General features: G+C 66.1%; 14 protein-coding genes, 1 tRNA gene and 1 pseudogene. 11 read left to right on the top strand and 5 right to left on the bottom strand.

Going from position 1 to position 18,153, the window contains the following annotated elements; genetic code table 11:
- Positions 1 to 52: 52 nt before the first annotated feature.
- From KDK82_RS26870 to KDK82_RS26860, 3 genes are all read left to right on the top strand, one after another.
- A complete protein-coding gene (locus tag KDK82_RS26870) occupies positions 53 to 970 on the top strand; it encodes a LysR family transcriptional regulator (protein WP_013803709.1) in 918 nt (305 codons plus the stop codon).
- A gap of 95 nt (positions 971 to 1,065) precedes the next feature.
- Positions 1,066 to 1,404: an antitoxin VbhA family protein gene (locus KDK82_RS26865; protein WP_256974561.1), complete on the top strand. Its 339-nt coding sequence runs from the start codon at positions 1,066 to 1,068 to the stop codon at positions 1,402 to 1,404.
- Positions 1,394 to 2,317, top strand: coding sequence for a Fic family protein (locus tag KDK82_RS26860; RefSeq protein WP_088166716.1), 924 nt, complete (start codon positions 1,394 to 1,396; stop codon positions 2,315 to 2,317). The genes KDK82_RS26865 and KDK82_RS26860 overlap by 11 nt, the downstream gene beginning before the upstream one ends.
- A gap of 42 nt (positions 2,318 to 2,359) precedes the next feature.
- On the opposite strand, the gene KDK82_RS26855 is transcribed toward KDK82_RS26860, so the two are convergent.
- The 3 genes from KDK82_RS26855 to KDK82_RS26845 all read right to left on the bottom strand — a co-directional run bounded on the left by KDK82_RS26855 (position 2,360) and on the right by KDK82_RS26845 (position 5,926).
- Complete coding sequence (locus KDK82_RS26855; RefSeq protein ID WP_088166715.1) at positions 2,360 to 3,682, bottom strand: glycerate kinase; 1,323 nt, start codon at positions 3,680 to 3,682, stop codon at positions 2,360 to 2,362.
- A 104-nt stretch (positions 3,683 to 3,786) separates the two neighbouring features.
- On the bottom strand, positions 3,787 to 4,767 hold the full coding sequence (locus tag KDK82_RS26850; RefSeq protein ID WP_088166714.1) for a tripartite tricarboxylate transporter substrate binding protein: 981 nt from the start codon (positions 4,765 to 4,767) through the stop codon (positions 3,787 to 3,789).
- A gap of 52 nt (positions 4,768 to 4,819) precedes the next feature.
- Positions 4,820 to 5,926, bottom strand: coding sequence for a tartrate dehydrogenase (locus tag KDK82_RS26845; RefSeq protein ID WP_088166713.1), 1,107 nt, complete (start codon positions 5,924 to 5,926; stop codon positions 4,820 to 4,822).
- Between the two features lie 124 nt (positions 5,927 to 6,050).
- On the opposite strand from KDK82_RS26845, the gene KDK82_RS26840 reads away from it, so the two are divergent.
- The 8 genes from KDK82_RS26840 to KDK82_RS26805 all read left to right on the top strand — a co-directional run bounded on the left by KDK82_RS26840 (position 6,051) and on the right by KDK82_RS26805 (position 16,326).
- The gene (locus tag KDK82_RS26840) at positions 6,051 to 6,974 is read left to right on the top strand and encodes a LysR family transcriptional regulator (RefSeq protein ID WP_088166712.1); all 924 of its coding nucleotides are present in this window, start codon (positions 6,051 to 6,053) and stop codon (positions 6,972 to 6,974) included.
- 86 nt (positions 6,975 to 7,060) lie between these two features.
- The gene (locus KDK82_RS26835; protein ID WP_012204034.1) at positions 7,061 to 7,738 is read left to right on the top strand and encodes a GntR family transcriptional regulator; all 678 of its coding nucleotides are present in this window, start codon (positions 7,061 to 7,063) and stop codon (positions 7,736 to 7,738) included.
- Positions 7,735 to 8,691, top strand: a complete 957-nt coding sequence (gene puuE, locus KDK82_RS26830; protein WP_071954639.1) for an allantoinase PuuE — start codon at positions 7,735 to 7,737, stop codon at positions 8,689 to 8,691. The genes KDK82_RS26835 and puuE overlap by 4 nt, the downstream gene beginning before the upstream one ends.
- 6 nt (positions 8,692 to 8,697) lie before the next feature.
- Positions 8,698 to 10,473 carry a 2-oxo-4-hydroxy-4-carboxy-5-ureidoimidazoline decarboxylase gene (uraD, locus tag KDK82_RS26825; protein ID WP_088166711.1) on the top strand — a complete coding sequence of 592 codons (1,776 nt, stop codon included), beginning with the start codon at positions 8,698 to 8,700 and terminating at the stop codon, positions 10,471 to 10,473.
- Positions 10,470 to 11,762 carry a M20/M25/M40 family metallo-hydrolase gene (locus KDK82_RS26820; protein WP_063326941.1) on the top strand — a complete coding sequence of 431 codons (1,293 nt, stop codon included), beginning with the start codon at positions 10,470 to 10,472 and terminating at the stop codon, positions 11,760 to 11,762. Before uraD ends, KDK82_RS26820 begins: the two co-directional genes overlap by 4 nt.
- A 404-nt stretch (positions 11,763 to 12,166) precedes the next feature.
- Entirely contained in the window at positions 12,167 to 13,654 is a 1,488-nt protein-coding gene (locus KDK82_RS26815; RefSeq protein WP_013803717.1) for a nucleobase:cation symporter-2 family protein, read from the top strand.
- A gap of 185 nt (positions 13,655 to 13,839) precedes the next feature.
- A complete protein-coding gene (locus tag KDK82_RS26810) occupies positions 13,840 to 16,137 on the top strand; it encodes an NADP-dependent malic enzyme (protein WP_071954638.1) in 2,298 nt (765 codons plus the stop codon).
- Between the two features lie 101 nt (positions 16,138 to 16,238).
- Positions 16,239 to 16,326 (top strand) — tRNA-Ser (locus KDK82_RS26805).
- Positions 16,327 to 16,469: 143 nt separating this feature from the next.
- Here KDK82_RS26805 and KDK82_RS26800 read toward each other — a convergent pair.
- Both KDK82_RS26800 and KDK82_RS26795 read right to left on the bottom strand, forming a co-directional pair.
- Entirely contained in the window at positions 16,470 to 17,762 is a 1,293-nt protein-coding gene (locus KDK82_RS26800; RefSeq protein ID WP_256974559.1) for a hypothetical protein, read from the bottom strand.
- 119 nt (positions 17,763 to 17,881) lie between these two features.
- Positions 17,882 to 18,153 (bottom strand): annotated as a pseudogene (locus KDK82_RS26795) (hypothetical protein); the annotation flags it as partial.

The following is an 18,153-nucleotide window of genomic DNA, read 5'->3' as shown; positions in this document are numbered from 1 at the left end:
ATAAAATTTATTCCGTACAGGAATAACTACCAATGAAAAAGGAGACAGCACCATGGACAGACTCGATGCCATGCACATGTTCGTGCGCGTGGTGGAGACCAGCAGCTTCACCAAGGTCGCGCACGAATTCGCCACCACGCAGCCCACGGTCACCAAGCAGATCGCAGCCATGGAAGCGCGCCTGAAGGTGCGCCTGCTCAACCGCAACACGCGCGGCGTGAGCCTGACCGAAGCGGGCGCGCTGTACTACGAGAAATGCAAGGCCATCGTCAACGACGTGGCCGAGGCGGACAAGGTGGTCCAGGTGCGCCAGACCCAGGTGCAGGGCCAGCTGCGCATTGGCAGCTCGGTGGCCTTTGGCCGGCGCGTGCTGATACCGCTGGCGCTGGAATTCATGGCGCACAACCCCCAGGTGCAGGTCGACCTGAGCTTCGAGGACCGCTACACCGACCTGGTGGCCAACGGCATCGACGTGGCCCTGCGCCTGGGCAAGCTGGCCGACTCCAGCCTGGGCGCACGCACGCTGGGCGTGAACCCCTGGGTGCTGGTGGCCTCGCCCACCTACCTGCGCAAGCGCGGCACGCCGCGCCGCCCCTCCGACCTCAAGGAACATGCCACGCTGATCTACAGCAGCGTGCAGGGCAACGACATCTGGCGCCTGCGCAACGCCAGCGGAGAGCCGGTCTCGGTGGCGGTCACGGGCCGGCTGCGCTCCAACAACCTCTCGGCCCTGCTGGCGGCCTCACGCTCGCACATGGGCATCGCCGCCCTGCCCCGCTACGTGGCCCATGACTCCCTGGAAGCCGGCCGCGTGGTCGAAGTCCTCAAGACCTGCCGCCTGCCCGAGCAGGAAATCCACGCCGTCTACCCCTCACCGCGCCTGGTGCCGCAGAAGGTGCAGTCCTTCATTGCCTTCCTGCAGGGGCGGTTCGATGCCGAATGGTGGGAGACGCTGCCGCGCGGGGCGTGAGGCCAGGCGCTGCGCATTGGCAATGCAATGTATGTACATTGAGAAGAATGCCGCCCGAACGGCATGTCTGATTTCCGTCTTGCGAGGTGCCCGCCATGTCCAAAGAAGTGCAAATGACATTTCGTGTCGAGCCCGAACTGCGCTCAGAGTTTGCCGACGCTGCCTTGCTGGAAAACCGCCCCGCAGCACAGGTGCTGCGCGAGTTGATGCGCGCCTATGTCAACCAGTCGCGTGAGCGCGTCAGCGGCCCTGTGAACGCCGCCAGTTCCGCAACGGAGAAACGTCGGCGCGAAGCAGCCGTCAACTTCGCCCGCGCGTCCATCGGACTGGAAGGCTTCACGCCTTCCGAAGCTGCTGAGACCGGCGCACGCCAATTTATCCGGGGTGATATCCAGCTTGCCGATTTCGTCCAGGTGAAGGTCAATGCGCGATGAGGTCCCGCCTGCATCCGCGAGCACGTTGACTGCAGCGCAGCGTCAGCAACTCGAAGCCGATCACACATTCAAACGGCTTGTCGAGCTGGAGCTGGAGCCTGTGCGCGGCAGCTTCGACGCTGCCCACCTGAAGGCAGTCCACCATCGCATCTTCCAGGACTTGCCGGACGCCGGCTTCCACGAGGTCACGCCTGGCGAATTCAGAACACAGGTGCCCCATGGCCAGGACTGGATGAAGCAGCGCGGCCTATCGACCATGGGAGGCACTTTCCATGTCGTCTATTCACGCATGGACGACGCGGCCATGGCCAGACTCGACAAGGCCCTCGAAGAAGCCAGCCCCGACGAGCTGCGCGGCCTGAAGACCACGGAATTCACGGCACGGCTTGCCAGGATGTACATCGAGTTGGACTACGCCCATCCATTCAGCGATGGCAACAGCCGAACGCTTCGCACCTTCACCAGGCAGCTCGCCAGGGAAGCTGGATATGAGGTCGATTGGGCACGATTCGGACACAGTGAGACCGGGCGTGATCTTCTCTATATCGCACGCGACCGCAGCGTGAACGAGCTGGCGAAGCCGCACGTGCAGCACGAAAATACCATGCGAAAAATCCTGCGCACGCAGGACCGGCTGAAAGTCCATCCCGCCCTGCCCGACTTGCTGCGCGACGCAGTACGTCCGAGCCGCGCAGTGGCCTTTGAGCAACTGAACGAGCGGGAAGCGTTGAGCGAGCATCCCGAGCTGGAAGCGGCATACAAGACCGTGCATGCAGCAGCGACCCGCCTGGCCTCGCAGATGCCGGGCCATCCCGAGGCGCAGAAAGTCGGCATTCAGTCAGTCATGAACCATGTTCAGAACTGCCTGAATGCCGGGGAGACCGTCGACTTCGGCCATAGCCAGAAAAGGTAAAAGCGAACGCCAACGCCCCTAATGGCTACGGCCCGGATCTTCTCAAAGAACCAGAATCGCCCGGAAGTCATTCACGTTGGTATGCGTGGGCCCGGTCACCACCAGATCCCCCAACGCATCAAAGAACCCATACGCATCATTGCGATCCAGGTACTCGGCAATCCGCATGCCCTGGGCCTGTGCCCGCGCCAACGTATCCGGTGACACGCGCGCCCCCGCGTTGTCCTCCACACCATCGATGCCATCGGTATCGGCCGCCAGCGCCCAGACCTTGTCCTGCCCCTGCAGGGCCTGGGCCAGGCCCATGCAGAACTCGCCCGCGCGCCCGCCGCGCCCCTTGGGCGTGCCGGCCGGGCGCTGCCGGATCGTGACCGTGGTCTCGCCGCCGGACAGGATCACGCAGGGCTTTGCAAACGGCTGGCCGTGGCGGGACACGGCGCGCGCCAGGGCGGCGTGGACCTTGGCGACTTCGCGCGATTCGCCCTCGATCTCGTCGGACAGCACGTGGGTGCGCAGGCCTGCGGCCTCGGCCACGCGTGCGGCTGCCTCCAGCGAGTGCTGGGGCGTGGCGATCATGTGGACCTCGTGGCCCGCAAAGCGCGCGTCGCCGGGCTTGGGTGTTTCCAGCTCGCCCGCCTCCAGCGCGCGGCGCACGGATTCGGGCACGTCGATGCGGTAGCGCGCGAGGATGGCCAGCGCGTCGGCGCAGCTGCTGGCATCGGGCACGGTGGGGCCGCTGGCGATGATGGAGGGGTCGTCGCCCGGCACGTCGCTGATGGTCAGCGTGACAACGCGCGCAGGTGCGCAGGCCGCGCCCAGGCGCCCGCCCTTGATGCGCGACAGGTGCTTGCGCACGCAGTTCATCTCGCCGATGGCGGCTCCGCTTTCCAGCAGCGCGCGGTTGATGCGCTGCTTTTCCTCCAGGTCGATGCCTTCGGCCGGCAGGGTCAGCAGGGCCGAGCCGCCGCCCGAGATCAGGCACAGCACGAGGTCGTCCTCGGTCAGCCCTTCGGTCAGCGCGAGGATGCGCTCGGCGGCGGCCAGGCCTGCCGCGTCGGGCACGGGGTGGGCGGCCTCGACCACCTCGATGCGCTGCGCCAGCCCTTCGGGGCGCGGCGGGATGTGGTGGTAGCGCGTGACCACGAGGCCGGACAGCGGCGCGTCCGCTGGCCACAGCGCCTCCAGCGCCTGGGCCATGGAGCCGCCGGCCTTGCCCGCGCCCAGCACCAGGGTGCGGCCCTTGGGAGGCTTTGGCAGGCATTGGGCCATGCTGTACAGGGGCTGCGCATCCTTGACCGCAGCGCGGTAGAGGTCGAGCAGAAAGGCTTGGGGATCGGTGAGGTGCAGGTCCGTGGTGCTGGTCATGGTGTGTTGTCTCCGCCGGGCATTATGGAATTTCCTGCACCGGCGGTGGCATGCGGTCAAGTCACAACTGATTCGCCCGGCCTCGTTCCTCGCGCCAACTCAACTCAATCCAGGGCCACCTTGGCATCCTTCACCAGCCTGGCAAAGCGGTCGGTGTCGTCGCGGATCTGGCGCGCCATCTGCTCGGGCGATCCGCCGATGGGCTCGGCGCCTATCTCTTCCATCTTCCTGCGGAACTGCGGGGACTCGATGATGCGGTTCATGTCCGCGCCCAGCCGCGCCAGTACCTCGCGGGGCGTGGCGGCCGGTGCCAGCACGCCGAACCAGGTGCCCATGTCGAAGCCCTTGAGGCCGGCCTCGTCCAGCGTGGGCACATCGGGCAGGGCCACCGAGCGCCTGGCCGTGGTCACGGCCAGCGCGCGCAGCTTGCCGGCCTTGATGTGGGGCAGCACAGGCGTGACGGTATCGAAGGACATGGCAATCTGCCCGCCCAGCAGATCCGTGGTCAGCGGCCCGCTGCCCTTGTAGGGCACGTGCAGCAGCTCCACGCCGCCCATGGACTCGAACTGCGCGCCGATCAGGTGCTGGCCCGTGCCCGCGCCATTGGAACCATAGGCCAGCTTGCCGGGCTGGGCGCGGGCCTGGGCCAGCAGCTCCTGCACGGTTTTGGCGGGCACCTGCGGATTGACCACCAGCACATTGGGGACCACGGCCACCACGGTGATGGGCGCCAGGTCCTTCTGGAAGTCATAGCCCAGCCTGCGGTAGACGCTGGTGGCAATGGTGTGGTGCACGGCGCCCATGAGCAGGGTGTAGCCGTCAGGTTTCGCCTTGGCCACATGGTCGGCGCCCAGGGTGGCGCCCGCGCCGGGGCGGTTTTCCACGACCACGGGCTGGCCCAGACTTTTGGACAGCTCCTGGCCCAGCGCACGTGCCAGCACATCGGTGGTGCCGCCTGCGGGAAACGGCACGATGAGGTTGACGGGACGCGCCGGCCAGGTCTGGGCCCAGGCCGAAGACATGGCGGCTGCAATGGTGGCGGCGGCCAGCGCGCACGCTGCGGCAACCCTGGTGATGCGGTTCATGGTTTGTCTCCTGTCTGTTCTTTTGTGGGTTATCGGACCATGCAGCGCACGCTCAGGCAGGCACGGGCTCGGCCTGGACCTCGGCGGTCTGCGCGCGCAGCCGTGCGCAGACCGCGTCGGTGACCTGGCGCGTGGTGGCCTTGCCGCCCAGGTCGCGCGTGTGCAGCGCGGCATCGGCCGTCACCTGCTCCACGGCCTGCATCAGCCGCTGCGCGGCGCTGTGCTCGCCCAGGTGCTCCAGCAGCATCACGCAGCTCCAGAAGGTGCCCACGGGGTTGGCCAGGCCCTGGCCCATGATGTCGAAGGCCGATCCGTGGATGGGCTCGAACATGCTGGGATAGCGGCGCTCCGGGTCGATGTTGCCCGTGGGCGCAATGCCCAGGCTGCCGGCCAGCGCGGCCGCCAGGTCGCTGAGGATGTCGGCATGCAGGTTGGTGGCGACCAGGGTGTCCAGCGAGGCCGGGCGGTTGACCATGCGCGCCGTGGCCGCGTCCACCAGCTCCTTGTCCCAGCGCACGTCGGGGAACTCGGCGGCCACCTGCACCGCAATCTCGTCCCACATCACCATGGCGTGGCGCTGGGCGTTGGACTTGGTGATCACCGTCAGCAGCTTGCGCGGCCGCGACTGCGCCAGGCGGAAGGCGAAGCGCATGATGCGCTCCACGCCCGCACGGGTCATCATGCTCACGTCGGTGGCCACCTCGATGGGATGGCCCTGGTGGGCGCGGCCGCCCACGCCCGCGTATTCGCCTTCGGAGTTCTCGCGCACGATGACCCAGTCCAGGTCCTCGCGTGCGCAGCGCTTGAGCGGCGCATCGATGCCGGGCAGGATGCGCGTGGGCCGCACATTGGCGTACTGATCGAACCCCTGGCAGATCTTCAGGCGCAGGCCCCACAGCGTGACATGGTCGGGAATGTGCGGGTCGCCGGCCGAGCCGAACAGGATGGCGTCCTGGCCGCGCAGCGCGTCCAGCCCGTCGGCCGGCATCATCTCGCCGTGCGCGCGGTACCAGTCGCCGCCCCAGCCGAAACTGGTGAAGGCAAAGCCCAGGCCGGGCTGGGTTTCGGCCAGCGCCTGCAGCACCTCCTGCCCTGCGGGCACCACTTCCTTGCCGATGCCATCGCCGGGAATGCAGGCGATGCGGTATGTCTTTGTCATGAGGGCTCCTTGGATTGCGGTGGATGAAGCGCCATGCGGATCCATGGCCTTGTCCGTGAATCTATCGATGGAACAACGCCGCGCGCGCCTCTAGAGTGATGGCATCGTTCACTTTGATTTAACAATGAGCACACCCGTCTCAGCGCCATCGGAGATGGCCTTCTTCTGCCTGCTGGCCCGCAGCGCCAGCCTGTCGGCCACGGCCCGCGAGCTGGGCATCACCACGCCGGCGGCCAGCAAGCGCCTGTCCCAGATGGAGGCGCGGCTGGGCGTGCAACTGGTCAGCCGCACGACGCGGCGCCTGGGCCTGACCGATGAGGGCCAGACCTACCTGGCCCATGCGCGGCGCATCCTGGACGACATTGCCGCCATGGAGCAGGCCGTGGCCGGCATGCCCGGGCAGCCGCAGGGCCTGCTGCGCATCAATGCCACGCTGGGATTCGGGCGCAGCCATATCGCGCCCCTGATCGCCAGCTTCGTGCGCAAGCACCCGCAGATCCAGGTGCAGCTGCAGCTGTCGGCCTCGCCGCCGCCCCTGGTCGATGACAGCTTCGACCTGTGCATACGCTTTGGCGAGCCGCCGGACGCGCGCGTCATCGCGCGGCGCCTGGCGCCCAACCGGCGGCTGCTGTGCGCGTCTGCCGCCTACCTGGCACGGCGCGGCACGCCGGCCACCCCGCGCGAGCTGATGCAGCACGACTGCATCGACATCCGTCAGGGCGACGACACCCACGGCGTCTGGCGTTTCACCCACAACGGCCCCGGCCGCAAGACCGAGGCCATCCGCCTGCGCGACAGCCTGAGCACCAACGATGGCGAGATCGCCGTGGGCTGGGCCCTGGCCGGCCTGGGCATCGTCATGCGCGCCGAATGGGATGTCGCCCGCTACCTGCGCAGCGGCCGCCTGGTGCAGGTGCTGGCCGACCATGCCACGGCGCCGGCCGACATCCATGTGGTCTATCCGCAGCGGCATGCGGCAACCCAGCGCGTGCAGCGCTTTGTCGAGCACCTGGCACGGCACTTCGATACGGCCGCGCCCGGTTTCTGAAAAGGCATGCCGTATGCGGGGAAACGCCAATAAGCAGTAGACAGAAACTGTATACAACTCTTGTGACCAGCCGCTATGATGGCTGAATGGAGACTTCCACCACCAGTTTCATTGTCGAGAGCCTGACCCGGGCCATCGTCGAACACCGTCTTCTGCCCGGCACCAAGCTGGCCGAGCAGAAATTGGCAGACCATTTCGGCGTCTCGCGCACCCTGGTGCGCCAGGCGCTGTTCCAGCTGTCGCAAAACCGCCTGATCCGGCTCGAACCCGCGCGCGGGGCCTTCGTGGCCACGCCCTCGGTGGACGAGGCGCGCCAGGTCTTCGCCGTGCGCCGCATGCTCGAAGCCGAGATGGTGCGCGCCTTCATCGCCCAGAGCACGCCGGCCAAGATCCGCGCGCTGCGGCAGCACGTGGCGGCCGAGAAAAAGGCCATGGACGGCAACGACGTCGGCCAGCGTACCGAGCTGCTGGGCGACTTCCACGTGCGCATGGCCGAGCTCATGGGCAACGAGGTGCTGGCCCAGTTGCTGGGCGAACTGATCTCGCGCTGCGCGCTGATCACGCTGATGTACCAGTCCAGCACGGCCGCCGAGCATTCCCATGACGAGCATGCCGAAATCGTCACGGCCCTGGCCGGCGGCGACGCCGACCATGCCGTGCAGCTCATGCAGCAGCACCTGGACCACGTGGAAGCCGGCCTGACCTTCGACCGCGACATGCCGACCAGCGATCTTTCGATGGCCCTTTCCTCCGTATCCGCATGACCTACGACGCCACTGCCCCCTATCCCCGCGACCTGATCGGCTACGGTCGCACGCCCCCCCACGCCCGCTGGCCAGGCCAGGCCCGCGTGGCCGTGCAGTTCGTCCTCAACTATGAAGAGGGCGGCGAGAACTGCGTGCTGCACGGCGATGCCGCCAGCGAGCAGTTCCTGTCCGAAATGTTCAACCCGGCCGCCTACCCCGAGCGCCACATGAGCATGGAAGGCATCTATGAATACGGCTCGCGCGCAGGCGTCTGGCGCATCCTGCGCGAGTTCGAGAAGCGCGGCCTGCCGCTGACCGTGTTCGGCGTGGCCACGGCCCTGCAAAAGCACCGTGAGCTGGCCCAGGCCTTCGACGAGCTGGGCCATGAAGTGGCCTGCCACGGCCTCAAGTGGATCCACTATCAGAACATTCCCGCCGAGGTCGAGCGCGCCCACATGCAGCAGTGCATGGAGATCTTCGGCGAGCTGTACGGCCACGATGGCGACCACGGCCTCGGCTGGTACACGGGCCGCGACAGCCCCAACACCCACCGCCTGGTGGCCGACGACGGCCGCTTCGCCTACGACAGCGACTACTACGGCGACGACCTGCCCTTCTGGATGAAGGTCGGCAAGAGCGACGGCAGCACCCGCAGCCAGCTCATCGTGCCCTACACGCTGGACTGCAACGACATGCGCTTCGCCCTGCCCCAGGGCTACTCGCACGCCGACCCGTTCTTCCAATACCTGAAGGACACGTTCGACGCCCTCTACGCCGAGGGCGATCCGGCCGGCGATGACTCCCCCAAGATGATGAGCATTGGCATGCACTGCCGCCTGCTGGGCCGCCCCGGCCGCATCACGGCACTGCAGCGCTTTCTGGACCACATTCAGCGGCATGACAAGGTCTGGGTCTGCCGCCGCATCGACCTCGCGCGCCACTGGGCGCACCACCATCCCGACAAGGAATAACGCAGCATGGCTCTGACGCTGGAACAACTCAACGCCGCCGACCTGGCCACCGCCGCCAGTCTGCTCGACGGCCTCTACGAACACTCGCCCTGGATTGCCGAGGCCGCGCTGGCCCAGCGCCCCTTCCGCTCGCTGGCACAGATCAAGTACGCCATGGCCCAGGTGCTGGACAAGGCGCCGGTGCAGGCCAAGCTCGACCTGATCCGCGCCCACCCGGAGCTGGCCGGCAAGGCCATGGAGACCAATACGCTCACGGCCGAATCCACCAACGAGCAGAACAAGGCCGGCCTGACGCGCTGCACGCCCGAGGAGCTGGAGCACATCCGCAAGCTCAATGCCGAGTACGGCAAGCGCTTCGGCTTTCCCTTCATCCTGGCCGTGCGCGGTCCGCGCGGCGCGGGTCTGGCCAAGGCCGAGATCATCGAGACCTTCGAGCGCCGCCTGCACAACCACCCCGACTTCGAGCTGGGCGAGGCGCTGCGCAACATCCACCGCATTGCCGAGATCCGCCTGAACGACAAGTTCGGCTACACGCCCGAGCTGGGCAACGATGTCTGGGACTGGCAGGAAAAGCTGGCCCAGCACAGCGACCCCGGCTATGCCGAAAAGGGCCAGCTCACCGTCACCTACCTGACCGATGCCCACCGCGCCTGCGCCCAGCGCATCAGCCACTGGATGCGCGACTGCGGCTTCGACGAGGTCGAGATCGACGCCGTGGGCAACGTCGTGGGCCGCTACAAGGCGGCCACCGACGATGCCAAGACCCTGCTGACCGGCAGCCACTACGACACCGTGCGCAACGGCGGCAAGTACGACGGCCGCCTGGGCATCTTCGTGCCCATGGCCTGCGTGCGCGAGCTGCACCGCCAGGGCAAGCGCCTGCCGTTCCACATCGAGGTCGTGGGCTTTTCCGAAGAGGAAGGCCAGCGCTACAAGGCCACCTTCCTGGGTTCGGGCGCACTGATCGGCGACTTCAGGCAGGAATGGCTGGAGCAAAAGGATGCCGACGGCATCACCCTGCGCGAGGCCATGCAGCACGCCGGCCTGTGCATTGACGACATTCCGAAGCTGCAGCGCGATCCGGCCCGCTACCTGGGCTTCATCGAAGTGCACATCGAACAGGGCCCGGTGCTCAACGAGCTGGACATCCCGCTAGGCATCGTCACCTCCATCAACGGCAGCGCGCGCTACATCTGCGAGATGATCGGCATGGCCAGCCACGCCGGCACCACGCCCATGGACCGCCGCCGCGATGCCGCCTGCGGCGTGGCCGAGCTGGCGCTGTACATCGAAAAGCGCGCCGCGCGCGACGGCACCTCGGTGGCCACCATGGGCCAGCTCAATGTGCCCAGCGGCTCGGTCAACGTGGTTCCCGGCCGCTGCCAGTTCAGCCTGGACCTGCGCGCGCCCACCAACGAGCAGCGCGACGCCATGGTGGCCGACATCCTGGCCGAGATCGAGGCCATCGCCCAGCGCCGTGGCCTGCGCTACAGCACCGAGCTGGCCATGAAGGCCGCCGCCGCTCCCAGCGCCCCCGAATGGCAGCAGCGCTGGGAAGCCGCCGTGGACGCCCTGGGCGTGCCCCTGTACCGCATGCCCAGCGGCGCCGGCCACGACGCCATGAAGCTGCACGAAATCATGCCCCAGGCCATGCTGTTCGTGCGCGGCCTGAACGCCGGCATCAGCCACAACCCGCTGGAAAGCTCCACCGCCGACGACATGCAACTGTCCGTCGATGCCTTCTCCCACGTACTGAACCAGCTGGCCCAAGAGCAGCAATGACCGACATGAACCAAGACAAGCAAGCCACCTACGCCGCCCTGGACGCCTGGATCGACCAGCATTTCGATGAAGAGGTGCAATTCCTGCAGGCCCTGGTCCAGGTTCCGACCGACACCCCGCCGGGCAACAACGCCCCCCACGCCGAGCGCACGGCCGAGCTGCTCAAGACCCTGGGCTACGAGGCCGAGAAGCACACCGTGCCCGAGGCCGACGTCAAGGCCTACGGCATGGAGTCCATCACCAACCTGATCGTGCGCCGCCCCTACGGCAGCGCAGGTGACGCCGGCGGCGGCCTGACCATCGCGCTGAACGCCCACGGCGACGTGGTGCCGCCCGGTGAAGGCTGGACCCAGGACCCCTATGGCGCCGCCATCGAGGACGGCAAGCTCTACGGCCGCGCCGCCGCCGTGAGCAAGAGCGACTTCGCCACCTTCACCTACGCCGTGCGTGCGCTTGAAGCCGTGGCCCGGCCCTCCAAGGGCGCGGTGGAACTGCACTTCACCTATGACGAGGAATTCGGCGGCATCCTGGGCCCCGGCTGGCTGCTGGCCAACAACCTCACCAAGCCCGACCTGATGGTCGCGGCCGGCTTCAGCTACGAAGTCGTCACCGCCCACAACGGCTGCCTGCAGATGGAAGTGACCGTGCAGGGCAAGATGGCCCACGCCGCCGTGCCCCACACGGGCGTGGACGCGCTGCAGGCCGCCGTGGTGCTGATGAATGCGCTGTACGCCGAGAACACCAAGTACCAGCAGGTGACCTCCAAGGTGCCGGGCATCAAGCACCCCTACCTGAACATCGGCCGCATCGAAGGCGGCACCAACACCAACGTGGTGCCCGGCAAGGTCGTGCTCAAGATCGACCGCCGCATGATCCCCGAGGAGAACCCGGCCGAGGTCGAGGCCAGCATCCGCGCTGTCATCGCCCAGGCCATTGCCGACTTCAATGCCAAGGGCGGCTACACGGGCGAGGATGCCGTGCGCGTGGACATCAAGCGCCTGCTGCTGGCCAATGCCATGACGCCGCTGGCGGGCAACAAGCCCCTGGTGGACGCCATCCAGGCCCATGGCGAAGCCGTGTTCGGCGAAAAGCCTCCGGCCGTGGGCACGCCGCTGTACACCGACGTGCGCCTGTACGTGGAGCGCGGCATTCCCGGCGTGATCTACGGCGCCGGCCCGCGCACCGTGCTGGAGTCCCATGCCAAGCGCGCCGACGAGCGCCTGGTGCTGGAGGACCTGCGCCGCGCCACCAAGGTCATTGCGCGCATGCTGTGCGACCTGACGGCCTGACCGCCTGACGGCCCGCATCAAGGCATGACACCCAAGCCCGGCGCCGCCGGGCTTTTTTGCGCCCGGGCACCGCATCGGGGCACATGCACCGCCGCAGCCCATGCCGTGCGCCAGAGCCGCGCACGAGCCACGCACGAACCGCGCCCAAGCCGCGCGGCAGCGGCCACCAGGCACCAGCACGGTGCCTGGTGCTTGCCAAGCGGCTGGCATCCATCTTGCAATGCACCATGGCACTCCCGCCCTGGCAGGCGACGCGCACCAAAACGGGTTGGCGCGACTGCCGCAACAGGGTTTACCGGGAGCAGAAATTTCCCATGATCTGTATACACTTTTTGTATGGATGTTGGCGCCGAACCCTGCCACGCCGGCGTCCGTTCCCATAAATCCCGAGGAGACAAATCCCCATGCAATCTTCCGTTCATCCCGTCGATGAGATGCTGCCCGCAGGCAAGCTCACGGCGCTGGGCCTGCAGCACGTTCTCGTGATGTATGCGGGCGCCGTGGCCGTGCCCCTGATCGTCGGCCGCGCACTCAACCTGCCGCCCGAGCAGGTGGCCCACCTGATCTCGGCCGACCTGTTTTGCTGCGGCCTGATCACGCTGATCCAGGCCATGGGAGCCACCCAGTGGTTCGGCATCAAGCTGCCCGTGATGATGGGCGTGACCTTCGCCAGCGTGGCGCCCATGGTGTCCATGGCGCAGAGCACGGGCGGCTCGGCGGGGGCGGGGCTGATCTTCGGCTCGGTGATCGGGGCGGGGATCGTGTCCATCCTCATCGCCCCGCTGATCAGCCGCATGCTGCGCTTTTTCCCGCCCGTGGTGACCGGCACCATCATTGCCGTCATCGGCATCAGCCTGATGCGCGTGGGCGTGAACTGGATCTTCGGCAACCCCGTCGGCCCCACCGCTCCCAGCGTGCCCAACCCCGAGCACCTGAAATGGCTGGCCGACGCCCAGGCCACGGCCGGCGCGCCGGGCTCCTCGCTGCCGCCCGTGCCCAAGGGCTTCGCGGTGGTGCCCACCATTCCCAACCCCAAGTACGGCGACCTGACCGGCGTGGGCATCTCGGCCATCGTGCTGCTGTCCATTCTGCTGATCGCGCGCTTTGCCAAGGGCTTCCTGGCCAACGTCTCGGTGCTCATGGGCATCCTGATCGGCGGCGTGCTGTCCGTGGCCATGGGCCTGATGGACTTCAGCAAGGTCGCCAAGGCCGAATGGTTCACGATGGTGCTGCCCTTCGAGATCGCCACGCCGGTGTTCGACCCCATCCTCATCCTCACCATGAGTCTGGTGATGGTGGTGGTGATGATCGAGTCCACCGGCATGTTCCTGGCCCTGGGCGACATGACCGATCGCAAGATCAGCCAGGACGAGCTGACGCGCGGCCTGCGCACCGACGGCCTGGGCACGCTGATCGGTGGCATCTTCAACACCTTCCCCTACACCAGCTTCTCGCAGAACGTGGGCCTGGTCGCCGTCACCGGCGTCAAGAGCCGCTGGGTCTGCGTCGCCGGCGGCGTGATCCTGATCGTGCTGGGCGTGCTGCCCAAGATGGGCGCCCTGGTCGAGTCCCTGCCCACCGTGGTGCTGGGCGGCGCGGGCCTGGTGATGTTCGGCATGGTGGCCTCCACCGGCATCCGCATCCTGAGCAACGTGGATTTCCAGACCAATCGCAACAACGCCATGATCGTTGCCGTGTCCATCGGCGTGGGCATGATTCCGCTGGTAGCGCCGAATTTCCGCCAATGGATGCCCCACGGCATTCATCCGTTGATCGAATCCGGTATCCTGCTGGCCTCGATTACCGCGGTGGCATTGAACATTTTCTTCAACGGAGCCAGCAGCGATACCTCTGCTGCCGTCCGGGCCGCACGCCAGGCAGACGCCCACTGATGAAACAGTGCCCGCCCTGGCGGGCACGCCCAACAATCGCCCGGCCTACCCGCCGGGCTGTGCGCCCCCTGCCGTCCATAGGCGCCAGGGGGCTTGTTGTCGAAATCCCTGAGGCAAAACTGTCCTGACCCTCATAGGCTGTAGCTATCCGGTAAGCTCCGAGAGCATTTGCAGAGAATTCCTGTATGACCCAAAACCTGTCCAACGCCGAACAAGCCCTGCGCGACGCAGCCCGCGAATACCATCGCAGCCCCAACAAGGGCAAGATCTCCGTCACGCCCACCAAGCCCTTGTCCAACCAGCGCGACCTGTCGCTGGCCTATTCGCCCGGCGTGGCCTACCCCTGCCTGGACATCCAGGCCGACCCCTCGCTGGCCGCCGAATACACGGCGCGCGGCAACCTGGTCGGCGTCATCACCAACGGCACGGCCGTGCTGGGCCTGGGTGACATCGGCCCGCTGGCCGGCAAGCCGGTGATGGAAGGCAAGGGCTGCCTGTTCAAGAAGTTCGCCGGCGTCGACGTGTTCGACATCGAACTGGCCGAGCGCGATCCGGACAAGCTGATCGACATCATCGCCTCGCTCGAACCCACGCTGGGCGGCATCAACCTCGAGGACATCAAGGCGCCCGAGTGCTTCTACATCGAGCAGGAGCTGTCCAAGCGCATGAACATCCCCGTGTTCCATGACGACCAGCACGGCACGGCCATCATCTCCAGCGCCGCCCTGCTCAACGGCCTGGAGCTGGTGGACAAGCAGATCGGCAACGTCAAGATCGCCGTCTCCGGTGCCGGCGCCGCCGCCATCGCCTGCGTGAACGTGATGGTGGGCCTGGGCGTCAAGCGCGAAAACGTCTTCATGTGCGACTCCAAGGGCGTGATCTACGAAGGCCGCCCCGGTGGCCTGGACGCCTCCAAGGCCCAGTACGCGCAAAAGACGGACGCCCGCACCCTGGCCGATGCCGTCAAGGATGCCGACGTCTTCCTGGGCTGCTCGGCTCCCGGCGTGCTCACTGCCGACATGGTCAAGACCATGGCCGACAAGCCCATCATCCTGGCCCTGGCCAACCCCGAACCCGAGATCCGCCCCGAGCTGGCCAAGGCCGTGCGCCCGGACTGCATCATGGCCACGGGCCGGTCGGACTACCCCAACCAGGTCAACAACGTCCTGTGCTTCCCCTACATCTTCCGTGGCGCGCTGGACTGCGGCGCCACCAAGATCACCGAAGCCATGAAGCTGGCCTGCGTGCGCGAAATCGCCGCACTGGCCAAGCAGGACGTCAGCGATGAAGTCGCCGCCGCCTACCAGGGCAAGGAGCTGAAGTTCGGCCCCGACTACCTGATCCCCACGCCCTTCGACACCCGCCTGATCCTGCGCATCGCGCCGGCCGTGGCCAAGGCTGCCGAAGAGTCCGGCGTCGCCACCCGCCCCATCGCCGACTACGACGCCTACCGCGAGAGCCTGACCCGCTTCGTCTACCAGACCAGCATGTTCATGCGTCCGGTGTTCGCCGCTGCCAAGGCCAACCAGCAGCGCGTGGCCTATGCCGAAGGCGAAGACGAGCGCGTGCTGCGCGCCGCCCAGGTGGCTGTCGATGACGGCCTGGCCAAGCCCATCCTGATCGGCCGCCCCGCCGTGATCGAGGCCCGCATCGCCAAGGCCGGCCTGCGCCTGGTGCTGGGCAAGGACGTTGAGATCTGCAACCCCGAGGACGATCCGCGCTTCCGCCAGTACTGGGAAACCTACCACCGCCTGATGGGCCGCAACGGCGTCACGCCCGAGACCGCCAAGGCCGCCGTGCGCCGCTCCAACACGCTGATCGCCGCGCTCATGGTCCACCTGGGCGATGCCGACGCCATGCTCTGCGGCCTGGTCGGCAAGTTCGACAGCCACCTGGCCCATGTGCGCGACGTGCTCGGCCTCAAGCAAGGCGCTGGCGAGTTCGCCACCGTCAACGCCGTGATGCTGGACAGCGGCACGCTGTTCATCGCCGACACCTACATCAACGAGGCGCCCAACGCCACCGAGCTGGCCGACATCGCCCGCCTGGCGGCCGAGGAAGTGGCCCGCTTCGGCCTGCCGCCCAAGGTGGCCTTCCTGTCGCACAGCAACTACGGCTCGTCCAGCCGCCCCTCGGCGCTGAAGATGCGCGCTGCGCGCGACCTGTTCGCCGCCGCCAACCCCGACGTGGAATGCGATGGCGAAATGCACGGCGACTCCGCCCTGTCCGAAGCCATCCGCGACCGCGCCCTGCTCGAGTCCTCGCTGCACGGCGAGGCCAACGTGCTGATCTGCCCCAACCTCGACGCCGCGAACATCCTGTTCAACGTGCTCAAGACCACGGGCGGCCACGGCACGACCATCGGCCCCATCCTGCTGGGCGGCGCCGCGGCAGCACACGTGCTGACCCCCTCCGCCACCGTGCGCCGCGTGGTCAACATGACGGCCCTGGCCGCAGCCCAGGCCATCGCTGCCCGCGGCTGATCCGCGCCGCACCCAAAAAAGGCGCCCCTTCACAGGGGCGCCTTTTTTACGCCCCCGGCCCCGGCAGGAGCGGCATAAGCCCGGCTAGAATACGCAGCTTCGGAGGTTTGGGTGAGTGGTTTAAACCAGCAGTCTTGAAAACTGCCGACGGGCAACCGTCCGTGAGTTCGAATCTCACAGCCTCCGCCAATATCCAGTGTAAGTTATTGATTTATAACGGAATTTCAAAAAATCAACATATCGTTATACGCTTGGTTATACGGAATTGTTTGCATAAAATATAAGCAATCACTCCTTGGCTACCCTGCACTCAAAGCCCTGAACACAACCGGTCAGGGCTTTTTTGTTGCCTGAAGCTCGCCGAACATGCCCTTGAGCACCAGCACATATTCCATCACCTGCAGCGCCGTGTCGATGGCCCAAGTCGAAACTTCAGCCTGATCTAGGTTTGAGGGCTTCCACAGCCCATCGCACCAACAGCAGCTGATTTCCCACTTGGTCGCACTGATGCGCTCAAACACTGGTGGCTGCAGCTGCGCCGCTTTCCAGCGCTTGGCGATGTCCAACTGCAGCTGAGCTGGCAACACGCCTTCGCCTTGCAGCAGCAAGCGTAGCCTAAGTCCAGCTCCCCAGCCTTCTTGCCTTAACTGCACCATGGTCAAGTTGGGCCATGCGGGTGCCGCACCAAATGCACGGGGCAACTGAATCGTCAGCATGGGTTGTCCCTGGCGCAGGTGCACGGCCAAGGACAGCGGCAAAGGCTCTTTGACTCCCTGCACTTGCAGTTTGACCGCTGTAGCGTTGGTTAATTGCACTTGCAAAGTGCGCTTCACGCATCGCCACCACGCCAGTCGAAATTCGGGCACATCGCCCAAAGCTTGAAACAGCCGCTCATGCCAAGCAATACGCCTGGCTAAAGCCTTGGCACTCAGGTTCATAGCCTCAGCCATTTCTTGCATAGCCAACATGACGTGACCATGCGCAGGAGCCTGCCCCAACACACGTTTGGCAAACATCAGCACCCAGGGCACATCACAGCGCACGCTGTCCAAGTGCCACAGCAAAGCGTTGATCGTTTCTGGTGCCTGATGCGGTGCACCGTGCACAACCGCTTGCGCATCTGCCGAATCCCGCCACTGCAACCAACGGGCTGCATCCGCGATGCCCTGGCTTTGCAAGAATGCGACCAGGCTGCGCAAACGCTGCACGGCCTTGAGTACGGCTGCTTGTTGGGTGATTTCACCTTGCCACAACAAAAGGGCCAGTTCGGCATCGTCATCAGACCCGTATTGCTGCAGCAGTGCCACCAGCCGTGCAAAGCTGCCCAAGCCCAACTGAGGCACGGCACACCGTGCAAATGCCTGCCATGCAGCGGTGCGCTGGCTGATTGGCTCAACCGACTGCAACGCCGCATCGGCCAGTTCCAGCACCATGGCCGATTGCGGCTCCATGCATGGCCTTGCTGCATGTACATAGCGCCCAGCTTCGGCACAGCCATTTAAGCAGCACGGCCACTGCCCACTGAATTCATGCGGAACAGGCGTTGAGATATCCAGTGCAGGCAATGTCATCACCGCCGCCAACAAACGTCGGTAGCGGTACCACCTCAAGTGATAAGGGTGCATGGTCAAACTTTCAAAACAGGCACGCCGCTACGGCACCTGGGTGCAGCTTCCAAAGCCAAGCACCAGGCGCACAACGTGCACAAAGGGAAATCAGAAGAAAGAGAGCGAGAAACTGAAACTCAAGCCAGCGCGATGGTCGTGCCACGGCGGCTGCGCAAACCAACTTGCACCACCTTGTCCAAGGTGGCTTTTTCTGACCAGCGGGCGTTGGTGTTGCGCAGCTTTTTGCTACCCCAATGCTCCAGCAAGGCATTCCAGGGAGTGAGCGGCACACCGTCCATCAAGGGGTCGAGCACCAGCAAGGAATGTGGCTTGCCATCGGCATACATCACACCCACTGCCAGCACCCAATGGCTGTAGCTGGGCGAAGTGACCCTGCCTCGTTTCCACG

Source organism: Delftia sp. K82 (assembly GCF_002193035.1).
GTDB lineage: Bacteria > Pseudomonadota > Gammaproteobacteria > Burkholderiales > Burkholderiaceae_C > Comamonas > Comamonas acidovorans.
The sequence above is the reverse complement of the archived record's forward strand: the minus strand, read 5'-3'. Positions and strand labels throughout refer to the sequence as shown.

Excerpts from the sequence above, each read along its gene's own strand:
- KDK82_RS26870 (WP_013803709.1), top strand. The coding sequence starts at position 53 with ATGGACAGACTCGATGCCATGCACATGTTCGTGCGCGTGGTGGAGACC.
- KDK82_RS26865 (WP_256974561.1), top strand. The coding sequence starts at position 1,066 with ATGTCCAAAGAAGTGCAAATGACATTTCGTGTCGAGCCCGAACTGCGC.
- KDK82_RS26860 (WP_088166716.1), top strand. The coding sequence starts at position 1,394 with ATGCGCGATGAGGTCCCGCCTGCATCCGCGAGCACGTTGACTGCAGCG.
- KDK82_RS26855 (WP_088166715.1), bottom strand. The coding sequence starts at position 3,682 with ATGACCAGCACCACGGACCTGCACCTCACCGATCCCCAAGCCTTTCTG.
- KDK82_RS26850 (WP_088166714.1), bottom strand. The coding sequence starts at position 4,767 with ATGAACCGCATCACCAGGGTTGCCGCAGCGTGCGCGCTGGCCGCCGCC.
- KDK82_RS26845 (WP_088166713.1), bottom strand. The coding sequence starts at position 5,926 with ATGACAAAGACATACCGCATCGCCTGCATTCCCGGCGATGGCATCGGC.
- KDK82_RS26840 (WP_088166712.1), top strand. The coding sequence starts at position 6,051 with ATGAGCACACCCGTCTCAGCGCCATCGGAGATGGCCTTCTTCTGCCTG.
- KDK82_RS26835 (WP_012204034.1), top strand. The coding sequence starts at position 7,061 with ATGGAGACTTCCACCACCAGTTTCATTGTCGAGAGCCTGACCCGGGCC.
- puuE (WP_071954639.1), top strand. The coding sequence starts at position 7,735 with ATGACCTACGACGCCACTGCCCCCTATCCCCGCGACCTGATCGGCTAC.
- uraD (WP_088166711.1), top strand. The coding sequence starts at position 8,698 with ATGGCTCTGACGCTGGAACAACTCAACGCCGCCGACCTGGCCACCGCC.
- KDK82_RS26820 (WP_063326941.1), top strand. The coding sequence starts at position 10,470 with ATGACCGACATGAACCAAGACAAGCAAGCCACCTACGCCGCCCTGGAC.
- KDK82_RS26815 (WP_013803717.1), top strand. The coding sequence starts at position 12,167 with ATGCAATCTTCCGTTCATCCCGTCGATGAGATGCTGCCCGCAGGCAAG.
- KDK82_RS26810 (WP_071954638.1), top strand. The coding sequence starts at position 13,840 with ATGACCCAAAACCTGTCCAACGCCGAACAAGCCCTGCGCGACGCAGCC.
- KDK82_RS26800 (WP_256974559.1), bottom strand. The coding sequence starts at position 17,762 with ATGCACCCTTATCACTTGAGGTGGTACCGCTACCGACGTTTGTTGGCG.